Genomic DNA, 18,229 nt, shown 5'->3' on the forward strand with positions numbered 1-18,229 from the left:
CCGGCGGATCCCCGGGCGAGCACGAGCACGTGGACGAGCCGGTTCGGTGCGGGGCGGTACTGCTGCTGGGCATGGTGAGCTGCTCTCCTCTGCTTGTTCCGTCGGTGCGGCTGCGGGGTGTCAGCCGCGCAGGGTCGCCTGCCGGCCCGGTGCCGGACCCCCTGCCCGGGCGGCGCCGGTCGTCGCGACGGGCCGGCCTGCGGCCGCCGGTGCGGGCCGCTGCCTGCGCCCCCCGCGGGTCTCCTCGACGAGGGTCTCGACGCCGGCGAGGAGGCCTTCCTCCTCGACGACCCCGCGCAGACGGTGCGCGGCGCTTCCGCGGGCCAGGGTTTCTTCCATGAGGACGCACACGGTGTCCCAGTCGCCGGCGGCCTCCAGGGCCGGGCGCAGTCGCCGGAGCATGGCGCGCAGGACGGCGGGCGCGGGCGCGGGGAGGCCGGTGGCGGGGTCGACCAGGGGGCCCTCCAGAGCGGTCCGGGCCGCCCGCCAGTTCGCGGCCCGCAGCCCTTCGTGCCGTCCGTCGCAGTCCTGGGCGCCGGGCTGCTCCAGCCGGGCGCGCGCGTCCTCGACCAGGGCGCGGAACAGCCCGGCCACGAGGACGACCGTCTCGGCACGCGGGCAGGCGTCGCAGATGCGCAGCTCCAGCGTCCGCTGGTGGTCGGACGGCCGTACGTCGTAGTAGACCATCCCCGGATCGCTGATCGCCCCGGAGCGGACGAGGCCCGAGACGGCGGCGTCGTAGTCCTCGGCCCGGGTGAAGCAGCCGGCCGGTCCCGAGGTGGGCCACCGCTGCCACAGCATCGTGCGCCAGCTGGCGTATCCGGTGTCGGCCCCCAGCCAGAAGGGCGAGCTGGCGGACAGGGCGAGCAGCGGGGGCAGCCAGGGCGAGACGGCACACATGATCCGTACGGCCGTGTCGCGATCGGGTACGTCGACGTGGACCTGTGCGCTGCAGACCAGGTGCTCGTCGGCGACCTGCCGGTACTCGTCGGCCATGTGCCGGTAGCGGGGGTCGGCGGTCGTGTCGCCGGAGGCCACCCGCGCGAGCGGCACGGTCCCGGCCGCCACGACGGCCAGTCCGAGGGGGGAGGCTGCCGCGTCGAGCCGCAGCCGCGCCTTGACGATGTCGGCGTGCAGGGAGTCCAGCGAGGAGTGCACCCGGCTGTTCCATTCGACGGCCGACTGCTGCAGCTCCGCGGTGAAGTCGGGTCTGCGGCGCAGCCGGCCCAGGACCTCACCCGCGCGCGGCACGAGCAGCCCGCTCTCGATGTCCAGGACATGGAATTCTTCCTCTACCCCTATGCGAACGGCCACGTCTCTCCCTTTTCCACCGGACGATCGGCCGCCCGGTCGGAGACCCGCGGCGATCAGTGCCCACGCCGAGTTCCCGGCACATGCGCCGCTTAGACATCGTTTCTTTTGGCGCCTGTCCGCCGTCGACGTTGTCTGGTCATTGCGGTGTGAGAGCCTCCGGGCATGAGTTACGGCTTGGCCGTCCGGGAAGGAGAGCGGCCGGCGGATGACAGGACCGCCGGACGAGTCCTCACCGATCTCTTCGACCGCTGCCTGGAGCCGGATGTGGACTCTCCTCCGACCGAGCGCATCGCGGCTTACGTTGCCGCGCTTGTTGAGCGGTGGGGTGACGTGACTGATGATGTGGAGGACGCATCGCCTTGGGCCGCAGGGCCGTTGATTGGCGGGGCCGGTGGCCCGCTCGTCCACTTCCCGATGAGCTGGAGCAGGGCTGAGGAGGTCTCCGCTTGGGCAGCGGCTCTCGCGGACTCGATGGGGCTGGTCTGCTTTGATCCTCAGCAAAATCGACTCAGGTCCTGACGGACTTGGTCAGGCGGCGGTATCCGATCAGAAGCGCCGCCAGACCGACGAAGGCGAGGAAGGGCTCGGCCTTGCGTTCGTAGCGACGGTGCAGGCGGCGGCATCCGGCGAGCCAGGACACCGTCCTCTCCACGACCCAGCGGTGGCGGCCCAGCCGCGTGGAGGACTCGATGCCCTTGCGGGCGATGCGGTGGCGGATTCCGCGCTTGCGTAGCCATCGGCGCAGGTGGTCGTAGTCGTACCCCTTGTCGGCGTGGAGCCTGGCCGGACGTCGGCGGCGCGGGCCGCGTCGGGAGCGGATGGGCGGGATGCCGCGTACGAGCGGTTCCAGGCCAAGGCTGTCGTGCATGTCGGCGCCGGAGATGCCCAATGACAGGGGCGGCCCGTTCCGGTCCGTGATCAGGTGGATTTTCGATCCGCTCTTGCTGCGGTCGGTCGGATTCGGTCCGGTCGGGGGCCCTCTTCTGTCGCCCGGACACTGAGGAGTCGATCGCGCACCGCGACCGGTCCAGCTGTCCTCGGGCGCCGAGTCCGTCGAGGGTGACCCGGTGGAGGCGGGCCCAGACTCTGGCCCGGCTCCACCGGGTCACCCTCGACGACCAACGACGCGAATCCCGAAAACACCACGGCCACAAGCTCGTTGACGTCTCGCATGCAACATCAACGATGACCGTCACCCTTCGTCACCGCCGATTGCGGGACAGAGCCGTTTACTGGACAGTCCCTCACGGGCCGGTGCCGATGCAGTGGTCGCCGGTCTGACGCTGCACGACGTGGCAGACGCTCGGTATCTGTTCCGGACCCCACCCCACGTCGCACGGCTGTGCCATCTCAGGGCAGTGCCGGGTCGCACGGAGGATTTCAGCGGGCGGGGCTGTGACTTGTGAACCGAAATCCTCCGTAGCCCGTCTCCGCTGCGGAACAGCAGGCCGCGCCAGGTCGTTGGGAACCTGCTGTCGAACGCGTTGCAGCACACACCGGTCGGCGGGGCCGTGACCCTGAGCGGCGCAAACCGGGACGACGAGGTGATGATCCAGGTCGCCGACACAGGGACGGGCATCGCTCCCGACGACCTCGACCGCGTCTTCGAGCACCTCTGGCGCACCGACCGCTCCCGCACCAGGCAGACCGGGGGCAGTGGCCTGGGTCCGACGATCGTCCGCCGACCCACCCGGGCTCACGGCGGCACGGTGACTGCCGACAGCGTCCCGGGCGAAGGCCCGGTGTTCCCTCTGCGCCTGCCGGTGACAGTCGCCGATCGGCGACCACATGGCTGAACCGTGGCTTCCGAATCCGCGTAGCAGCGGAGGGCGCCTGTCGCTCGCAGGGGACCCGCATCGCCGGACGAGCCGAAATGAGCTTCGCTTCAATGATATTGACGACTGCCTCGACACAGTATGTGTTGGATCTCTTGGGTATTTTCGCCTTTGCTCTCTCGGGCGCGCATCTCAGCGTCCGCAAGGACTTCGACCTGTTCGGAACCGTCGTTGTGGCAGAGGCTTCCGGGCTGGGCGGCGGACTGATGCGTGATCTCGTCCTGGACGTGCCCTCCATCGCCTTCACCGACCCCGGGTACCCCCTTGCCCCGCTGGCGGCGGCGTTGCTGACGTACTTCGGCAAACCGTTGCAGCGAGAGCCCTACCTTTTCCACTTCCTGGACGCCATGGCACTCGGCCTGTTCTGCGTCACCGGGACGATCAAGGCACTGCAACACGGGATGCCGGCCGTGCCCGCGGCGGCCCTCGGTGTCGGCACCGCTGTCGGCGGCGGAGTCCTGGCCAGCGTGGTGTCCAGGGAACTGCCCCCGATCATGCGCTGGGACGCCGACCTGTACGCCGTGCCGGCCATCATCGGCGCGGCGGCCGTGTCGGTGCTGCACGACACGGGCTCTCTCGACGTGGGCACGGCGACGCTCGCAGCGACCGGGGCCTTCGGCCTCCGGCTGCTGGCCATGCACTTCCACTGGAGGCTGCCCCGGTCCACGGCGTGGCGAGTCGGATCCGGGCACACACGCACGGCTGGGGCGGCCCCCGGCAGGCAGGGAACGCCCCCTCCTGCGAGCTTGCACCGGCCGGCCTTCGACCACAACGAGGACACGTTGCGTCTGCGTCTCCCCGACCTGCCGGGGCAGACATCACCAAGGCAGCGCAGCCACGCCGGGCGCACGGTGCGGCACCAGCCCGGACTGCACCGGCTCGGCCACCGAAAGTGAGCGGGGACCGGCGACGGGCGGCCTGTGCCGTCGGCGTAGGCCGCGTCCCTGCACGCCGCCATCGTGTCGTCGTCTGACCGCTGGGCACGGCGAGCAGCGGAAACACGCGCCCGCCGGGACGGCCGGCAGCAGCGCCGGGACGGCCGGAGTGAGGGTCCGCCGGCACACTGCCCCGTAGACAGCACGAAGCGGAGGTGCTGGTGCGAGCGCACCCCTTGTCCAGGTCGGGTACGCCCCGACCACCGCCGCGTCTCCCCTAATCCAAGGTGTAGGAGGGCATCTGATCCAGGGTCCGTCTTCAAACGGAGTTTGCCCAGAGCCGAAACGATGTGAGAGAGACAACCACCTCTTACGAAGCAGCGCTCACCCTCGCATCACTCCTGTTCTGGGCAAGATCCGTTTGAAGGCGGACCCTGGACCCATCCCTGTCGCCCACGGGTGTGAACTCTCAAGAGCGGGAAGGAAACCGGCGGGAGCCGGGAGAGTGAAACCGGCGGGAGCCGGGAGAGCGGGGAGGCGCTCCTCCGCTTGTGCCTCACCGCGGCCGTGACCGTCCTGCTCGGGTACAGCACCCTGCGCAGTCCGGTCCTGACCCGGGGCTTCGACACCCCCGAGGTGACCAGGACGGATGATCGGGAGCCGTACGGGGTTCACCACAGCTGGACCACGCCCCGGCAGGCAGACGTCGAGGACCGCAGGCCATGAGCCGGTATCAGGCTCAGCCTGACGCCGCCGTCGACTTCAGCCAGAGGACGGCGGCACGACCTGGTGGACTCACCAGTCGCCGGGCCGCGTCGCCATCGCGCACGGCCTGCTCGTAGCGGTCCTGGAAAGGCTGGAGGCGGGCGCACGACTCCCTGCCGAGCTCCGTCTCCGCCGCCTCGATCCCGGCCCTCACCTGCTGCACCTGCTGCACCTGCTGCACCTGCTGCACCTGCTGCACCTGCTGCACCTGCTGATCGGATCAGCCTCAGCCTTGCCGTGCACGGAGTCCGTGGACTTCGAGCACCTCGTGATCCCCATGACCGCCACTACCGGCGAAGCCCCGGCTATCCGGACGGAGTTCCTGTTGCTGTTCACTGTCCGTAAGACGCGGGCTCAGCGAACCGCCGGTGCTTCCTGTACGGCGGACAGCGCTCTTCGGGCCGTGCGGCGCTCGGCGGCCAGAGCAGGGGCGAGTACGGGTACGGCGGCCAGCAGGGCACGGGTGTAGGGGTGGGCCGGGTGGTCGTACACCTGGTCCACGGGGCCCTGTTCGACCACCCTGCCGCGTCGCATCACCGCGACCCGGTCGCTGACCTGGCGGACGACGGCCAGGTCATGGGCGATGAACAGGAGTGACAGGCCCAGCTCGCGGCGGAGTTCTGCGAGGAGCCCGACGATCTGTGCCTGGGTGGTGACGTCGAGGGCGGACACCGGCTCGTCGCACACGAGCAGCCGGGGTTCGGACGCCAGGGCCCGGGCGATGCCCACGCGCTGGCGTTGTCCACCGGAGAACTCGTGCGGGTGGCGATGGTACGCGCCGGGGTCGAGTCCCACCCGGGTGAGCAGGTCGCGGACCCGGCCGCGGATCTCCGCGTCCGGCAGCTCACCGGCCGCGCGCAGCGGGTCGGCCACGGATTCCCCGATGGTGCGGCGGGGGTTGAGGGAGGATGCCGGATCCTGGAAGACCATCTGGACGTCCCGCCGGATCCGGACGCTCGCGTCGCCGCGATGCCTGATCACACCTTCGGTGGGGGCGAGCAGGCCGACGATCATCCGGCCCAGTGTCGTCTTGCCCGATCCGGACTCGCCCACGATGCCCAGGGCTTCACCTTCGTGGAGGGTCAGGTCGACGCCGTCCACAGCGGTCCGGGTCCGGCGCCTCGTGCCGAACTCCTTCCTCAGGGAGGTCACTTCGAGCAAGGGCGCTGCCACGGGCGCGTCCGACGGCGGCGTGCCCCGGGAGATCGGCGCGCTTTCGGGAAGGGGCGTCCCCGAGGCCCGGCGCTCAAGGCGGGGCACTGCCGCCAGCAGCGCGCCCGTGTACGCCTCCTGAGGCGCGGTGAGCACCGACGCCACCGGTCCGTGCTCGACCACCCGCCCGTCCTTCATCACCAGCACTTCGTCCACGCTGCCCGCGGCCACCCCCAGGTCGTGGGTGACGAGGAGCAGGCCCAGCCCGTCCTCCGTCCGGAGCTCGTGCAGCAGGTCCAGAATCTGCGCCTGGACCGTGACGTCGAGGGCGGTCGTCGGCTCGTCGGCCACGAGCAGTCGCGGCTCACAGGCCAGGGCCATCGCGATCAGCGCCCGCTGCCGCATGCCACCGCTGAACTCGTGCGGCCGGGAGCGTGCGCGTCTGGCGGCATCGGAGATGCCCACGCGGTCCAGCACCTCGACCGCCCGCGCCCGGGCGGCGCGGCGGGAGACCCCTTGCCGGTGGACGCGGTACACCTCGGCGATCTGGTCCCCGATCGCGTAGTACGGATCGAGGGACGACAGCGGATCCTGGAAGACCATGGCCGCGAGGCCGCCGCGCAGCCGCCGCAGGTCCGGCTCGCCGGCCGTGTGGACGTCGACGTCCGCGACCCGCACCGAGCCGGAGACCTCCGCCCCGGTGTCGCGGTGCAGCCCCAGCAGGGCCGCGGCGACCGTGGACTTGCCCGATCCGGACTCCCCGACGACGCCGAGTGCGCGGCCGGCCTCCAGTTCGAACGACAGTCCCTCCACGGCCCGCAGGGACCGCCCCTCCCCCACCGGGAAGCCGACGGTCAGGCCGGATACCGCGACCAGGCTCATGCCGGTGCCGCCTTTCGTTCGGGCACGGCCGCTGTCGACGTCGGTGCCGCCTTCGCCTGGGGAGGAAACCGGTGTCACGTCAGTGTCACCCTTCGGTCGGCGAGCGCGTACAGCAGGTCGGCGACGACGTTCGCGAGGACGACGGCCGTGCCGATGACGAGGACGACGCCGACCACCACGGGCAGGTCGATGCCCCGGATGCTGTCGATGAGGGTCTTGCCGAGCCCGGGGATGCCGAAGAGGGACTCGGTGAGGACCGCTCCGCCCAGCATCGTGCCCAGGTCGAGGGCGCTGAGTGCGACCACGGGCGGTACGGCGCCGCGCAGTGCGTGCCGGGTGACCACGGAGCGTTCGGGCACCCCGTAGGCGCGGAAGGTGCGGATGTGGTCCTCGGCGAGGGTCTCCAGCGTCGACGAGCGGGTCAGCCGGGCGTACTTGGCGCTCTCGAAGAGGCCGAGGGTGATCCAGGGCAGCAGCATGTTCCAGGCCCACTGCTCGGGGTCGTCGGTCAGCGGGACGTAGGACGGGAACGGCAGCCACTGCAGATAGGCGCAGACCGCCATGAGCAGCAGCAGACCGAGGATGAACACGGGCATTCCCGTTCCCGTGAGGGTGAGCAGGGTCAGTGCCCGTTCCAGCACACTGCCGCGGCGCACCGCCGAGAGCAGGCCGGTGCCGACGCCGACGACCAGGGCGAGGATCATCGCGCCGAAGGCGAGGGACGCGGTGGCGGGCAGTCGTTCCAGGACGAGCCGGGTGACCTCCTGGTCGGTCTGGTACGACAGGCCCAGGCAGGGGGCGTCACAGTGCTGGACGCCGGTGCCGGTGGAGAAGTCACGGCCGGCGAACAGGCCCTGCAGGAAGTGCCCGTACTGGGCGAGCACCGGATGGTCGAGGCCCAGCCGCTCCCGCACCTGCGCGACCTGTGCCGGGCTGCAGCGCTCACCGCAGGCGACCTTGGCGGCGTCGCCGGGGACGACGTAGAAGAGCGCGTGGACCACGACGGAGAGTACGAGAATCACCAGCACGGCCGACGCGAGCCGTTTGAGCAGATACCGGCTCACGACGTCTCCTCCTCCTCACGCGGGCCGCGGACCTTGCCTGGGCCGCGGACCTTGTCCGGGCCGGTTCCCTTGCGCGGACCGTTTCCTCTTCCTCGGGCACGGGCCGGTGTGCCCCTCCTCCTCGTGCCGACACGCAGGCGGCTCGCCTCGCGGGGGTCGAGTGCGGTGCGCAACGCCTCGCCGAGCGCCGTGAACGACAGCACGGTGATGAGCAGCAGACCGGCCGGGAGCAGCACGTACGTCGGATCGGCCCGGAACCAGGTCTGGGCGTTCGAGAGCATCTGCCCCCACGACGGTGTCGGTGGCTGGACTCCGATGCCGAGGAACGACAGCGAGGCCTCGGCGACGATGTTCGACGGCAGCAGGATCGACGCGTAGGTGACGACCGGTGCCGCCAGCGAGGGGAGCAGCTCGCGGCGCGCCACCCGCCAGGTGCCCGAGCCCCCGAGCCGCGCCGCCGAGACGAAGTCGAGCTTGCGCAGCGTCAGTGTCTGGGCACGTACGACACGTGAGGTGCCGCCCCAGCCGAGCAGTCCGAGGACCAGGATCAGCAGCAGCGGCCGGGGGAAACCGGCCGGGACGACGGCCGTCAGGGCGATGGCGATGACCAGGGTGGGCAGGGACACCATCACGTCGGTGACGCGGCCCAGCAGGCTGTCCGCCAGTCGGCTCCCGAGTCCCGCCGCCAGTCCGACCGCGATGCCGACGGCGAGTTGCAGCACGGTGGCCCCGGCGGCCACGAGCAGCGAGATCCGAGCTCCGTGGAGCAGGCGGACGAACAGGTCCCGCCCCGTGCCGGGTTCGACGCCGAGCCAGTGCTCGGCACTGACTCCGCCGAACGAGCCGTACGGAGCGCCGCCGCGGGCGGAGTCGACGAGGTCGTCGTGGAAGGCGTTCACGGACTGGCCCTCGAGCGCCGCGAGCAGGGGCGCGGCGAGGGCCAGCACGACCAGCAGGGCGAGCACGCCGGCCGCGACGATCGCGGAGGGCCGGATCCGCAGCCGCTGCCGGACGGCCGCGGTGGCGGGGCCGGGGGCCGCCGGCGTGGTGGGGGCCCCCGGGGTGAGCAGTGCCTCGGTCATGGTTACTTGACCGCGACCTGGGAGATGTCGAGGACGCCGGTCCAGTCGCTGATCACGATGTTCTTGACGTCCTTGCCGTAGAGGCGCTTGTAGACGGGGTGGAAGAGCGGGACGTCCAGTGCCTGCTCGCCGATCCTGCTGTCCAGCGCGCCCCAGCGCTCGGCCGCCTCGTCGAGGTCGGTCAGCTTGTTGATCTCGTCTATCTCCTTGTTGACCGCGGGGTCGTCGAACTGGGCGTGGTTGTAGTTGGAGCCGTTGGTCACGATCTGCCGGCCGTCGAAGATCGGTGCGAGGAACGGGCCGCCGGACGGCCAGTCGGCGCCCCAGCGGGAGATGAAGAATCCGGGAGTCTTGGAGGTGGTCCAGCGGGCCTCGTTGTAGGCGTTGGTCTCCAGTCCCTGGAGCTCGACGGTGATTCCGGCGGCCTTGAGCGCCTCCTGCACGGCGGTGGCGGTGGCGGGGCCGGTCTCGCGGTTCTCCTCCGTGTTGTGGGTGAGGGTGACGGTCAGCCCGTCCGGGTAGCCGGCTTCCTTCAGCAGTTCCTTCGCCTTGGCCGGGTTGCCGTTCTCACCGGCCGGGAAGTGGTCGTAGGGGGTGTGGCCGAACGCCTTCTGCTCGGGCAGGAAGGTGGTGGCGGGCTCGGCCAGCGCGGAACCGCCGGCGGCGTTGATGACGCTCTTGCGGTTGATGGCGTACGAGATCGCCTGGCGCACCTTGACGTTGTCGAAGGGCTTCACCTTCGGGTTGAACGCCAGGTAGTTGGTGTAGCCGAAGTGACCGGTGCCGACCCGGGCGGAGAGGCTCTTGTCGCTGCTTGCCCGGGCGAGTTCGGCGGGGCCCAGATTGGTGTCGGTGGTCACCGCCGCCGCGTCCGCGCCGGAACTGGTCGACAGGCGCTGGTTGATGACGGCGGAGTCCAGGCCCGACTTGACGACGATCTTGTCCGGGTATGCCTTGCGCTCCTCGTCGGTCTTCGCCGACCAGTGCTCGTTGCGTTCGAGGACGAGTTCCTCGCCGTCGTTCTTGTTCGACACGACGCGGTAGGGGCCGGAGGACACCGGGTGGTTCTCGTACTTGGTGCCGTCGTCCTCGGCCTTCGGTACGGGGGCGAACTGCGTCTGGGTGGCGAGGAAGGGGAACTCCCCCTCGGGCTTGCGCAGCTTGAAGACGATGGTCTTGTCGTCGGGCGTCACGATCGAGTCCAGACCGCCCTTGTCCTTGTACGGGCCCTGGTACGTGTCGCCGCCGACCAGCCAGTCACGCAAGTACGGTGCACCGCCGGAGAGTTCCGCGGCGAAGGATCTCTCGATGCCGTACTTGACGTCGGCCGTGGTGATCGGCGTGCCGTCCTCGTACTTCAGCCCGTCCTTCAGCGTGTACGTCCACTCCGTGGCGTCGGCGTTGGGCCTGCCGAGGTCCGTGGCCAGGTCGGGTACGACCTTCGCGCCCTCGGGGCCGTTCGCGCGGTTGCGGGTGGTGAGGGTGCGGAAGACCAGCGAGGGGACGTTGCCGCCGCCGGAGGTGTAGAGGCGGGCGGGGTCGAAATCCGACTGTGGCGAGGAGTTGAGGACGGTGAGTGTGCCTCCCCTGCGCGGCCCGCCGCCGCTTCCGTCCTGCGCTTTTCCGTTGCCTTCGGGTCCGCAGGCCGCGGCACCGGTGAGCACGGCGAGACCGAGGGCGGCCGTTGTGGCACGGCGGAGGGATGCGGATCGACGCATGGGTGTACATGCCTTTCGTGGCGGTGGGCCGCGAAGGAGGCAGACCGGCAGACACGCATCGGCAACGGATACGGGTGAGGCCGCCCCCTGCGCGGGCAGGAATCGACGGGAGCCCCTTCGGAGCACCCGGAAGAGCGCGGAGACAAGACCTCAACGACAGAGAACGTCGGCGACGCAGTGCCCAGTCACGCCGAACAGCACCAGCTGGAAGCTGGTGGCGACGGTGAGGGCTTGCTGCGACATGCAGCACACCATGACCGATCTTCACCGCGGCAGACAATGGCGTTTCACATGGCGAGACCAAATCGTCCGGTGTGCGCGATCCGTTGTGCTGGGACGGCGATGCGCCGGAGTGCCTGAGGACCGGCCCGGATCGCCCTGTACGAACAGTTCGTTGCGGTGGCGTCACGGCAACGGAGGATTTACCCCGGCCGCGGCTACGGTGTCCGGTGCCCCCACCGTACGGTGAGGACCGCGGTGACCGTCCAGCCCGCCGGCACCGGCCCGCGGTGACGCGGATGGGCGGGGGCCGTGCCCGGCTGTCGCCGGCCAGGGGGGCTTTCGTGCTCACGCCACCGCGCGGGCGTCCGTAGGGGGACCCGCTCCGGGCGGCCCTGTCACCCCCTGTGGGAGAGGCCGCTGTCGGGCGGCGAGCGGTGCACGAACACCCGCCGCCCGGTCTCTCAGCGGGCCTCGGCGGGCTCCGCCCGAGTGGACGCCGGCCCGCTCTGCGGCATCGCGGGCGTGCCGGGCATGACCGACCAACAGGTACGGCTGTGCGTCGGACGCCGTCGGCGGGCCTGCCGGGATCTGAACACCGGCCCAAAACCTGGCCCTCACCACGCCCCAACGCGCCATCACACACGCATACCCAACAACGTGACAGCGCCCGAACGTCGCGTGCGGCACTTCCCGGAGGCTGCTGCCAGGGATCTCACCCGCCCGCCAGTCGCACGCGGGTGGTCCTCCGCGCTTGAGTACGCGTACCTGGTCGGTCATGTCGTTCCGCTCAGTCGCGGCCGGTCCGCGTGCCCGACGATGACATGGCCCGCCCCCGCGTCGAAAGAGGTGCTCATGGGCCGTGACCTACAGCTGCGCGCTGCCACTGCGGAGGATCTCGCATGGATCCACGAACTGCGTCACCGGGTGTACGCGGAGGAGCTGGGCCAGCACGCGCCCGACCCGACGGGGCGGCTCCGCGACGGACTGGACGGTGACAACGTCTACCTGGTCGTGGCGTGCGGTGCGGCCCGCGTCGGTTTCGTGAGCCTGACTCCGCCCTGGACGGGACGGTACGCGCTGGACAAGTACCTGACCCGCGACGAGTTGCCGCTGCTGTCCGAGGACGACGTGTTCGAGGTGCGCATCCTCACCGTCGAGCCGCGCCGGCGGGCGACCGCGGCGGCACCGCTGCTGATGTACGCGGCGCTGCGGTGGATCGCCGCCCGGGGTGGTCGCCGGGTGGTGGCGATGGGGCGCACCGAGTTGCTCGGCATGTATCTGTCGGCGGGCCTGCGCCCGTCGGGCCGTACCGTGCGCAGTGGCGCGTTGACGTTCGAGGTGCTGACCGGCGGCGTGGGCGAGTTGACGAGGGTCGCGATGGACCGTCACCGCACCTTGGTGGAACGTCTGCGGTCCGTGGTGGACTGGCGGCTGGACGTGCCGTTCGCGCCCGGGCCCGACGGCTGTGAGCACGGTGGCGCCTCCTTCACCGCCATCGGCACGGACTTCCGCACCCTGCACCGCCGCCACGAGGTCGTCGCGGCCGATGTGCTGGACGCGTGGTTCCCGCCGGCTCCCGGGGTGCGGGCGGCGCTCGCGGAGGATCCGGCGTGGATGGCGCGGACCTCGCCGCCGACCGGCGCCGAGGGACTGTCGGCGGAGATCGCCGTGGCCCGGGGGCTCCCGGCCGAGGCACTCGCGGTCGGTGCCGGCTCGTCCGATCTGATCTTCCGGGTGTTCGGCCGGTGGCTGACCCCGCGGAGCAGGGTCCTGCTGATGGACCCCGGCTACGGCGAGTACGCCCACGTCACGGAGCGGGTGATCGGATGCCGGGTGGACCGGTTCCGGTTGCGCCGCGAGGACGGCTGGCGGATCGATCCGGCCCGGCTGTCCACCGTCGTCGGGTCCGGTCACTACGACCTCGTCGTGGTCGTCAACCCGAACAACCCGACCGGCCGCCACGCGCCGGCCGCGGAACTGCGCGCCCTGATCGCCGCGGCGCCGGCCCGGACCCGCTGGTGGATCGACGAGGCGTACCTGGGCTACGTCGACCCGGCCGAGTCGCTCGCCGGCCTCGCCGCGACGGACCCGCGGGTGGTGGTCTGCACCTCACTGTCGAAGATGTACGCGCTGTCCGGCGTACGGGCCGCTTACCTGGTGGCCGCACCGGACACCGCTGCGGAGTTGCGCCGGTGGACGCCGCCGTGGCCGGTCGGTCTCCCGGCGCAGCTGGCCGCCGTGGCGGCCCTGCGCGACCCGGCGCACTACAGCGCCTGCTGGCTCCGCACCCACGAGCTGCGGCGTCGACTGGCCGGTGAACTCGCGGAGTCGAGTCGGACCGTGGTGGTCGAGGAGTCGGCGGCGAACTTCCTCTCCGTGACCCTGCCGCCCGGTGGGCCGAGCGCCGCCCGGCTGGTCGACGCGTGCCGCCGTCACGGCGTGTACCTGCGCGACCTGTCTCCGTTGTCGCCGGAGTACCAGGGGCGCACCGTGCGCATCGCGGTCAAGGACACCGCCGAGAACGCGCGGATCGTGGCCGCCTTCCGAGCCTCGCTGGAGCTGCTGTCGCCGCGCTCGTCCTCGCGCGTCCCCGCGCCCGAGGACGTTCCGGCCGTCGGTTCCGCCCGGTGATCACCGTGGCCTCGCTGGTGCCCCCTCTGGGCGGGGCGCTCGCGCTGAGCGGCGTCGCCGTGGCGGCCTCCCGGCGCCGCGAGCTGCGGATCCGGTGGTGCGCCTGGGCGGTCGGGGTGCCGCTCGTCACCGGTGCGTTCTGGCTGGGCCGCCCTGGGGCCGCGGCCGTGGCCGTCGTCGTCGGGGTGATCGCCGTGCTGGAGTACGGCGCGCTGATGCGGCTGGGCCGGGTGGACCGGGCGGTGCTGGCGGGGGCGGTCGCCGGGGTCGTGCTGGCCGCCTGGCTGGCGCCCGGGGAGGTGTTCCGGGTGGCCGCGACCGGGGCGCTCGCGGCCGCCGCCGTGCCTCTTCTGGCGGGGGACGCCGACCACGGCCTGCGCCGGCTCGGTGCGGGGCTGCTCGGTCTGGTCTGGCTGAGCACGGCGGCCGCGCTGGTGCCGCTCGGGGCGGTCGGGCTGGCGTTGTTCGTCGCGGTCTCGACCGCCGACATCGTGGCGTACTTCGCCGGGAGACGGCTCGGCGGGCCCCGGCTGTCGCCCCTGTCTCCGGCCAAGCGGTGGAGCGGGACGCTGGCCGGGGCCGTGGCCGGCCTCGGCACGCTCGCCGCGCTGTCCGCGTTCAGCTGGCCCACGGCCGTGGCGGTCGCGGTCGGCGGTCCGGCCGGTGACCTCCTGGAATCCATGATCAAAAGAGGTGCGCGGGTGAAGGACGCCGGTCACTGGCTGCCCGGCTCCGGTGGCCTCCTCGACCGCATCGACTCGCTGCTCGTCGCCCTGGCCGTCCTGCTCGTCCTGAGCTGACGCCCACACCGGCGAACGGGACGCCGGCACCGGACCGGCACAGGGGTGCGCATCGGTCCCGTCGCGGTGAACTCGCCTTCCCGGTACGTCCCTCGGGCCGGCATCACCCCCGCGGACCGGCGCCACCGGGGAGCGCCCGAGCAACGACGAAACACCGTGCGAGCAGCTCGGGCGAGGGCCTGTGGGGGCGGCCCGGGACGCTCCTGCACTGTCGCCGAGGCCCACCGGTGCTCGGCGAGGGCGCCCCGAACAGAAACCCCTAGCCCATCGGAACGGCCTGCCCCGTGACGCGTGTGCGGGTGGTCCGGGGGTCGACGTCGATCAGCAGGTCGCTGGGGCGGCCCATGTCCTCTCCCTGCCGGATGCTGATCCTGGTGGGACCGGTGACGAGGCCGAGCGTGCGGAGGTACCCGCCGAACGCCGCGGCCGCCGCTCCGGTCGCCGCATCCTCCACGACGCCACCGACCGGGAACGGGTTGCGGACGTGGAAGCGTTCCGGCGTCTCGCGCCACACCAGCGTCACGGTGGTCCAGCCGTGACGCCGCATCACGTCGGCGAGGCCGTCGAAGTCGTAGGCGAGGGACGCCAGGCGCTCCCGGGAGGCGGCGGCCAGCACCAGGTGGTCGTTGCCGCCGAACGCCACGTGCGGCGGCAGCTCGGGGTCCAGGTCGACGGCCTCCCAGCCCAGGGCCTTCAGCGCCTCGTCCAGTTCGGTGCTCCCGGCGGGGCGGGAGCGGGTCGCGACACTGGTGAGCGTGGCCAGCACGGCGCCTTCGTCCACCGTGACGTCCACGGGGATCTCGCCCGCCGCCGTGTCGAGGAGGATCTCGCCGGGGCCCGTCCGCTCTGCGAGGGCGACGGCCAGAGCGACGGTCGCGTGCCCGCAGAAGGCCACCTCGGCGAGCGGGCTGAAGTAGCGGACGCCGAACCGCCGGGACGCCTCGTCCCGGCCGGTACCGCTGGTGACGAAGGCCGTCTCGGAGTAGCCGACCCGGGCGGCGACGGCGAGCATCGTCGCGTCGTCGAGCCCGCGGGCGTCGAGCACGACACCGGCGGGGTTGCCTCCCGCCGGATCGCGGGTGAAGGCCGCGTACCGCAGGACCTCCGTGGGCGGCCGGACGTGGTCGACGGGGCTGGTTTCGCTGGTTTCGCTGGTCATGGCGTCCACGCTGCCACCCGGCGCCGATCGAGTCCAACGATGGATGTCGATGCGGTCCATCGGGAACCCACATACCCTGGAGGCGTGGACACCCGTTTGCTGCACACCTTCACCGCCCTCGCCCGGACGGGCAGCTTCACGGCCGCCGCCGCCGAGTTGCACCTCGCCCAGTCGACGGTCACCGTGCACATCCGCGCCCTGGAGCGGGAACTCGGCGTCCGGCTGTTCGACCGCCTGCCCACGGGCGCGCTGCTCACCGGGACCGGCCGACGGCTGCTGGAGAGGGCCGAGGACGTGCTCGACGCCGTCGCGCGGCTGCGGGCGGACGGTGCCGGTGACGGGGCCGCAGGGGGGCGCGTGGTCGTCGGCACCCCCGAGTCGCTGTGCACGACCCGGCTGCCGGGCGTGGTCGCCGCCCTGCGCACGAGCCACCCCGAGGTGGACGTCCAGCTGTACGCGGGCGGTACCGCGCGGTGCGTCGAGGGACTGCGGTCCGGACGCCTGGACCTGGCCCTGCTCCTGGAGGAGGAAGCCGACTTCCCCGATGTGGCCACCGAACTGATCGCCCGCGAGCCCCTCGCCCTCGTCTGCGCTCCCGGCCACCCGCTCGCCGCGCGGGCCGACGCACCGACGTGGGCGGAACTCTCCGGCGAGGACGTCTTCCTGCTGGAACAGGGCTGTTCCTACAGCGACGAGCTGGAGCGACGGCTGCTCGCCGTGCCCGGCGCCCGGCCGCGCCTGACCCGTTTCGGGAGTGTGGACGCGGCGCGTTCCTGCGTGACCGCCGGGCTGGGGGTGACCCTGCTGCCCCTGACGACCGTGCGGGACCACCTGCGCGACGGACGGCTGCTGCGCCTCGACGGACCGCGGTTCGCCGATGCCCCGGTGCGGCTGGCCCGCCACCGCAGACGGTGGACGTCACCGGCGGCCGAGACGTTCGTCCGGGAACTGGTACGGCACCTGCCCGACCGACAGGCCGGGAACACCGGGTCGGTCACGAGGCGTGCCCCTGCGGGACCCGTGACCGGGCCGCCGGTGCGGCCGGAGGCGAAGGTGTCGTAAGGCACGGCGGCGGGCTACTCGCCGCCGGTGACCTTGTCCGTCAAGGCGCCGTAGGCCAGTTGCAGCGCGTCCGCCCCGGCCAGTGCGGTGAGCGCCCCCATGGCCGTCCGCGTGCCGCGCGGCCAGAACAGCTGGCCTGCGGTCAGGGTCGAGGCCACCCAGACGCTCACGCAGAACGGACAGGTCACCAGTTCGCCGACGGCGCCCTCGCCGTCGTCGGCGCGTGCTTCCTCGTGCAGTTCGGCCGGGCCCTGCGGACCGACGTACCGCGTGAAGGGGGCCCTGAGCGGACTGGTCACCGACGCCTTGCTCAGCAGCCGGCTGAGCCGGAAGGTGGCCACCGCGGTCAGGATCACGTCCCAGGGTTCCGGCCGGTCGGGCAGGGGGCGGCGCCGAAGCCGTACCGCCGTCGCCCAGGCCGCCGTGTACGCCCCGAATCCCGCCATGGCCGCGAGATAGCCACCCAGCGGCCGCTCGTGCCCGGCCGAGTAGTCGCGTTGCGTGCCCCGGAGAAGTCTCTCCAGGCGTCCGGTGAAGCGGCTGTCGGCTGCTGTGCCCATGGTTCGCGCCCGTTCCTGTCCCGCTGCGTTCGCAGGTCGGTTCCGTCACCCTCGTCCGTGTGCGCTCGCCGTTCCGGTTCCGAGTCGCCCGAGGGGCCGGGTTCGAGAACCCGGACGCCAGGCGGTCGCCGTACGGCTGCCGGCGTCCGGGTCCCCGCCAGGGCATCCGGCAAACGGGGGGAGGGGTCAGGGATGTGGAAGCCCAGGACAGGGGCTGGGCGGAGGCGGGCTCTCGTTCCGGCTCGGGGTTCGGAACGAGAGCCCTTGTCCCCTGCACGAACCACTTCGCCGGGAGTCCCGGGAACGGATGCACCCCGGCCGGATTCACCCGGTCGGCGGTACGGCGGCGTCGGACGGGCCGGGCCCAACCCTCTTGCCGTCCGGGGGTTCCGCGCGCCGCGAGGCCCGGTGAGCAGACGCATCCGAGTGCCGTCCTCGGATAGAACTGGTCGTGAACAGCATCCCGATATGCGGCTTTTGTCGTAGTCGGACGGGATGCGACTCTTCCGACCGCCCGAGGAGAATTCATGATCGTCAAGAAGCTGCACGAGGCCGGCGTCACGAGCGAGCACGCCTACCTGGCGGCCACCGCCTCGATCGGCCTGTCCCTCGTGTCCTGGCTCGCCTCCAGCAGGAACGAGAGCCTGGAGCGCGCCGACCGTTGGGGCATCTTCGTCGGCGAGTGGGCTCCCACGTTCTTCGGTCTGGGTCTCGCCCTGGCGAACTACGAGGACCGGGAGTCGCCCCGCGCCGACGGGGCGCTCTCCGGTTCCCTCCACGAGGTGTGACCATGAGCGAGCCACTGCCTCCTCCCGGCGAGACCCCTCCCGTGGAGGGATCGACCGCCGAGGCGCACTGCGAACGGCCGGACGGCGGCATCTGGGAGCACCCGCGCATCTGGCTGTTCCTGATCACGGCCGGCTGCCTGCTCGTCGCCGCGTTCTTCCTGGTGCGCGTCATCACTTTGTGAGCCGGCCCCGCCACCGGGACGGCCCGCCCGTACCACCGGGCGGTCCGTCTGGTCGGGGCCCCGCGGCATCCGAGCGCGACGCACTCCCCCGCACCGTCCCGCGGCGCCCGGCGCGGTGACCTCGTCGGGCGCCGCGCA

At 71.9% G+C, this 18,229-nt stretch carries 17 protein-coding genes and 1 pseudogene; 8 read left to right on the forward strand and 10 right to left on the reverse strand.

The window, feature by feature from the left end; all coding sequences use genetic code 11:
* Positions 1 to 120: 120 nt before the first annotated feature.
* Positions 121 to 1,314 (reverse strand): glutamate--cysteine ligase, encoded by a 1,194-nt coding sequence (locus AB0N31_RS14070; protein ID WP_366058614.1) that lies wholly within the window; start codon positions 1,312 to 1,314, stop codon positions 121 to 123.
* Positions 1,315 to 1,476: 162 nt separating this feature from the next.
* On the opposite strand from AB0N31_RS14070, the gene AB0N31_RS14075 reads away from it, so the two are divergent.
* A complete protein-coding gene (locus AB0N31_RS14075; protein ID WP_366058615.1) occupies positions 1,477 to 1,833 on the forward strand; it encodes a hypothetical protein in 357 nt (118 codons plus the stop codon).
* On the opposite strand, the pseudogene AB0N31_RS14080 reads toward AB0N31_RS14075, so the two are convergent.
* A pseudogene (locus AB0N31_RS14080) lies at positions 1,823 to 2,426 on the reverse strand (IS5 family transposase); the annotation flags it as partial. The gene AB0N31_RS14075 and the pseudogene AB0N31_RS14080 sit on opposite strands and share 11 nt — an antisense overlap.
* Positions 2,427 to 2,798: 372 nt before the next feature.
* Here AB0N31_RS14080 and AB0N31_RS14085 point away from each other — a divergent pair.
* Both AB0N31_RS14085 and AB0N31_RS14090 read left to right on the forward strand, forming a co-directional pair.
* A complete protein-coding gene (locus AB0N31_RS14085; protein WP_366058616.1) occupies positions 2,799 to 3,110 on the forward strand; it encodes a sensor histidine kinase in 312 nt (103 codons plus the stop codon).
* Positions 3,111 to 3,187: 77 nt separating this feature from the next.
* Positions 3,188 to 4,045, forward strand: coding sequence for a TRIC cation channel family protein (locus AB0N31_RS14090; RefSeq protein ID WP_366058617.1), 858 nt, complete (start codon positions 3,188 to 3,190; stop codon positions 4,043 to 4,045).
* A gap of 718 nt (positions 4,046 to 4,763) precedes the next feature.
* On the opposite strand, the gene AB0N31_RS14095 is transcribed toward AB0N31_RS14090, so the two are convergent.
* From AB0N31_RS14095 to AB0N31_RS14120, 6 genes are all read right to left on the reverse strand, one after another.
* Positions 4,764 to 4,997: a hypothetical protein gene (locus AB0N31_RS14095; RefSeq protein ID WP_366058618.1), complete on the reverse strand. Its 234-nt coding sequence runs from the start codon at positions 4,995 to 4,997 to the stop codon at positions 4,764 to 4,766.
* Between the two features lie 146 nt (positions 4,998 to 5,143).
* The gene (locus tag AB0N31_RS14100; protein ID WP_366058619.1) at positions 5,144 to 6,823 is read right to left on the reverse strand and encodes an ABC transporter ATP-binding protein; all 1,680 of its coding nucleotides are present in this window, start codon (positions 6,821 to 6,823) and stop codon (positions 5,144 to 5,146) included.
* Between the two features lie 74 nt (positions 6,824 to 6,897).
* Complete coding sequence (locus AB0N31_RS14105; protein ID WP_366058620.1) at positions 6,898 to 7,887, reverse strand: ABC transporter permease; 990 nt, start codon at positions 7,885 to 7,887, stop codon at positions 6,898 to 6,900.
* The gene (locus tag AB0N31_RS14110; RefSeq protein WP_366058621.1) at positions 7,884 to 8,969 is read right to left on the reverse strand and encodes an ABC transporter permease; all 1,086 of its coding nucleotides are present in this window, start codon (positions 8,967 to 8,969) and stop codon (positions 7,884 to 7,886) included. Before AB0N31_RS14110 ends, AB0N31_RS14105 begins: the two co-directional genes overlap by 4 nt.
* A 2-nt stretch (positions 8,970 to 8,971) precedes the next feature.
* Positions 8,972 to 10,687 carry an ABC transporter substrate-binding protein gene (locus AB0N31_RS14115; protein WP_366058622.1) on the reverse strand — a complete coding sequence of 572 codons (1,716 nt, stop codon included), beginning with the start codon at positions 10,685 to 10,687 and terminating at the stop codon, positions 8,972 to 8,974.
* A 150-nt stretch (positions 10,688 to 10,837) separates the two neighbouring features.
* Complete coding sequence (locus tag AB0N31_RS14120) at positions 10,838 to 10,930, reverse strand: Ms4533A family Cys-rich leader peptide (protein ID WP_366058623.1); 93 nt, start codon at positions 10,928 to 10,930, stop codon at positions 10,838 to 10,840.
* 831 nt (positions 10,931 to 11,761) lie between these two features.
* On the opposite strand from AB0N31_RS14120, the gene AB0N31_RS14125 reads away from it, so the two are divergent.
* Positions 11,762 to 13,540, forward strand: a complete 1,779-nt coding sequence (locus tag AB0N31_RS14125; protein WP_366058624.1) for a histidinol-phosphate transaminase — start codon at positions 11,762 to 11,764, stop codon at positions 13,538 to 13,540.
* Complete coding sequence (locus AB0N31_RS14130) at positions 13,537 to 14,340, forward strand: phosphatidate cytidylyltransferase (protein WP_366058625.1); 804 nt, start codon at positions 13,537 to 13,539, stop codon at positions 14,338 to 14,340. Before AB0N31_RS14125 ends, AB0N31_RS14130 begins: the two co-directional genes overlap by 4 nt.
* Before the next feature lie 259 nt (positions 14,341 to 14,599).
* Here the strand turns inward: AB0N31_RS14130 and AB0N31_RS14135 are convergent, their stop codons facing one another.
* Positions 14,600 to 15,499, reverse strand: coding sequence for a PhzF family phenazine biosynthesis isomerase (locus tag AB0N31_RS14135; protein ID WP_366058626.1), 900 nt, complete (start codon positions 15,497 to 15,499; stop codon positions 14,600 to 14,602).
* An 84-nt stretch (positions 15,500 to 15,583) separates the two neighbouring features.
* On the opposite strand from AB0N31_RS14135, the gene AB0N31_RS14140 reads away from it, so the two are divergent.
* Positions 15,584 to 16,561, forward strand: coding sequence for a LysR family transcriptional regulator (locus AB0N31_RS14140; protein WP_366058627.1), 978 nt, complete (start codon positions 15,584 to 15,586; stop codon positions 16,559 to 16,561).
* A 14-nt stretch (positions 16,562 to 16,575) separates the two neighbouring features.
* Here the strand turns inward: AB0N31_RS14140 and AB0N31_RS14145 are convergent, their stop codons facing one another.
* A complete protein-coding gene (locus tag AB0N31_RS14145) occupies positions 16,576 to 17,121 on the reverse strand; it encodes a DUF1360 domain-containing protein (protein ID WP_366058628.1) in 546 nt (181 codons plus the stop codon).
* A gap of 527 nt (positions 17,122 to 17,648) precedes the next feature.
* Here AB0N31_RS14145 and AB0N31_RS14150 point away from each other — a divergent pair.
* Together AB0N31_RS14150 and AB0N31_RS14155 are read left to right on the forward strand one after the other, a co-directional pair.
* On the forward strand, positions 17,649 to 17,909 hold the full coding sequence (locus AB0N31_RS14150; RefSeq protein ID WP_366058629.1) for a hypothetical protein: 261 nt from the start codon (positions 17,649 to 17,651) through the stop codon (positions 17,907 to 17,909).
* Positions 17,910 to 17,911: 2 nt separating this feature from the next.
* Positions 17,912 to 18,091: a DUF6480 family protein gene (locus AB0N31_RS14155; protein ID WP_366058630.1), complete on the forward strand. Its 180-nt coding sequence runs from the start codon at positions 17,912 to 17,914 to the stop codon at positions 18,089 to 18,091.
* Positions 18,092 to 18,229: the final 138 nt, after the last annotated feature.

The organism is Streptomyces sp. NPDC051051 (genome assembly GCF_040682975.1).
GTDB lineage: Bacteria > Actinomycetota > Actinomycetes > Streptomycetales > Streptomycetaceae > Streptomyces.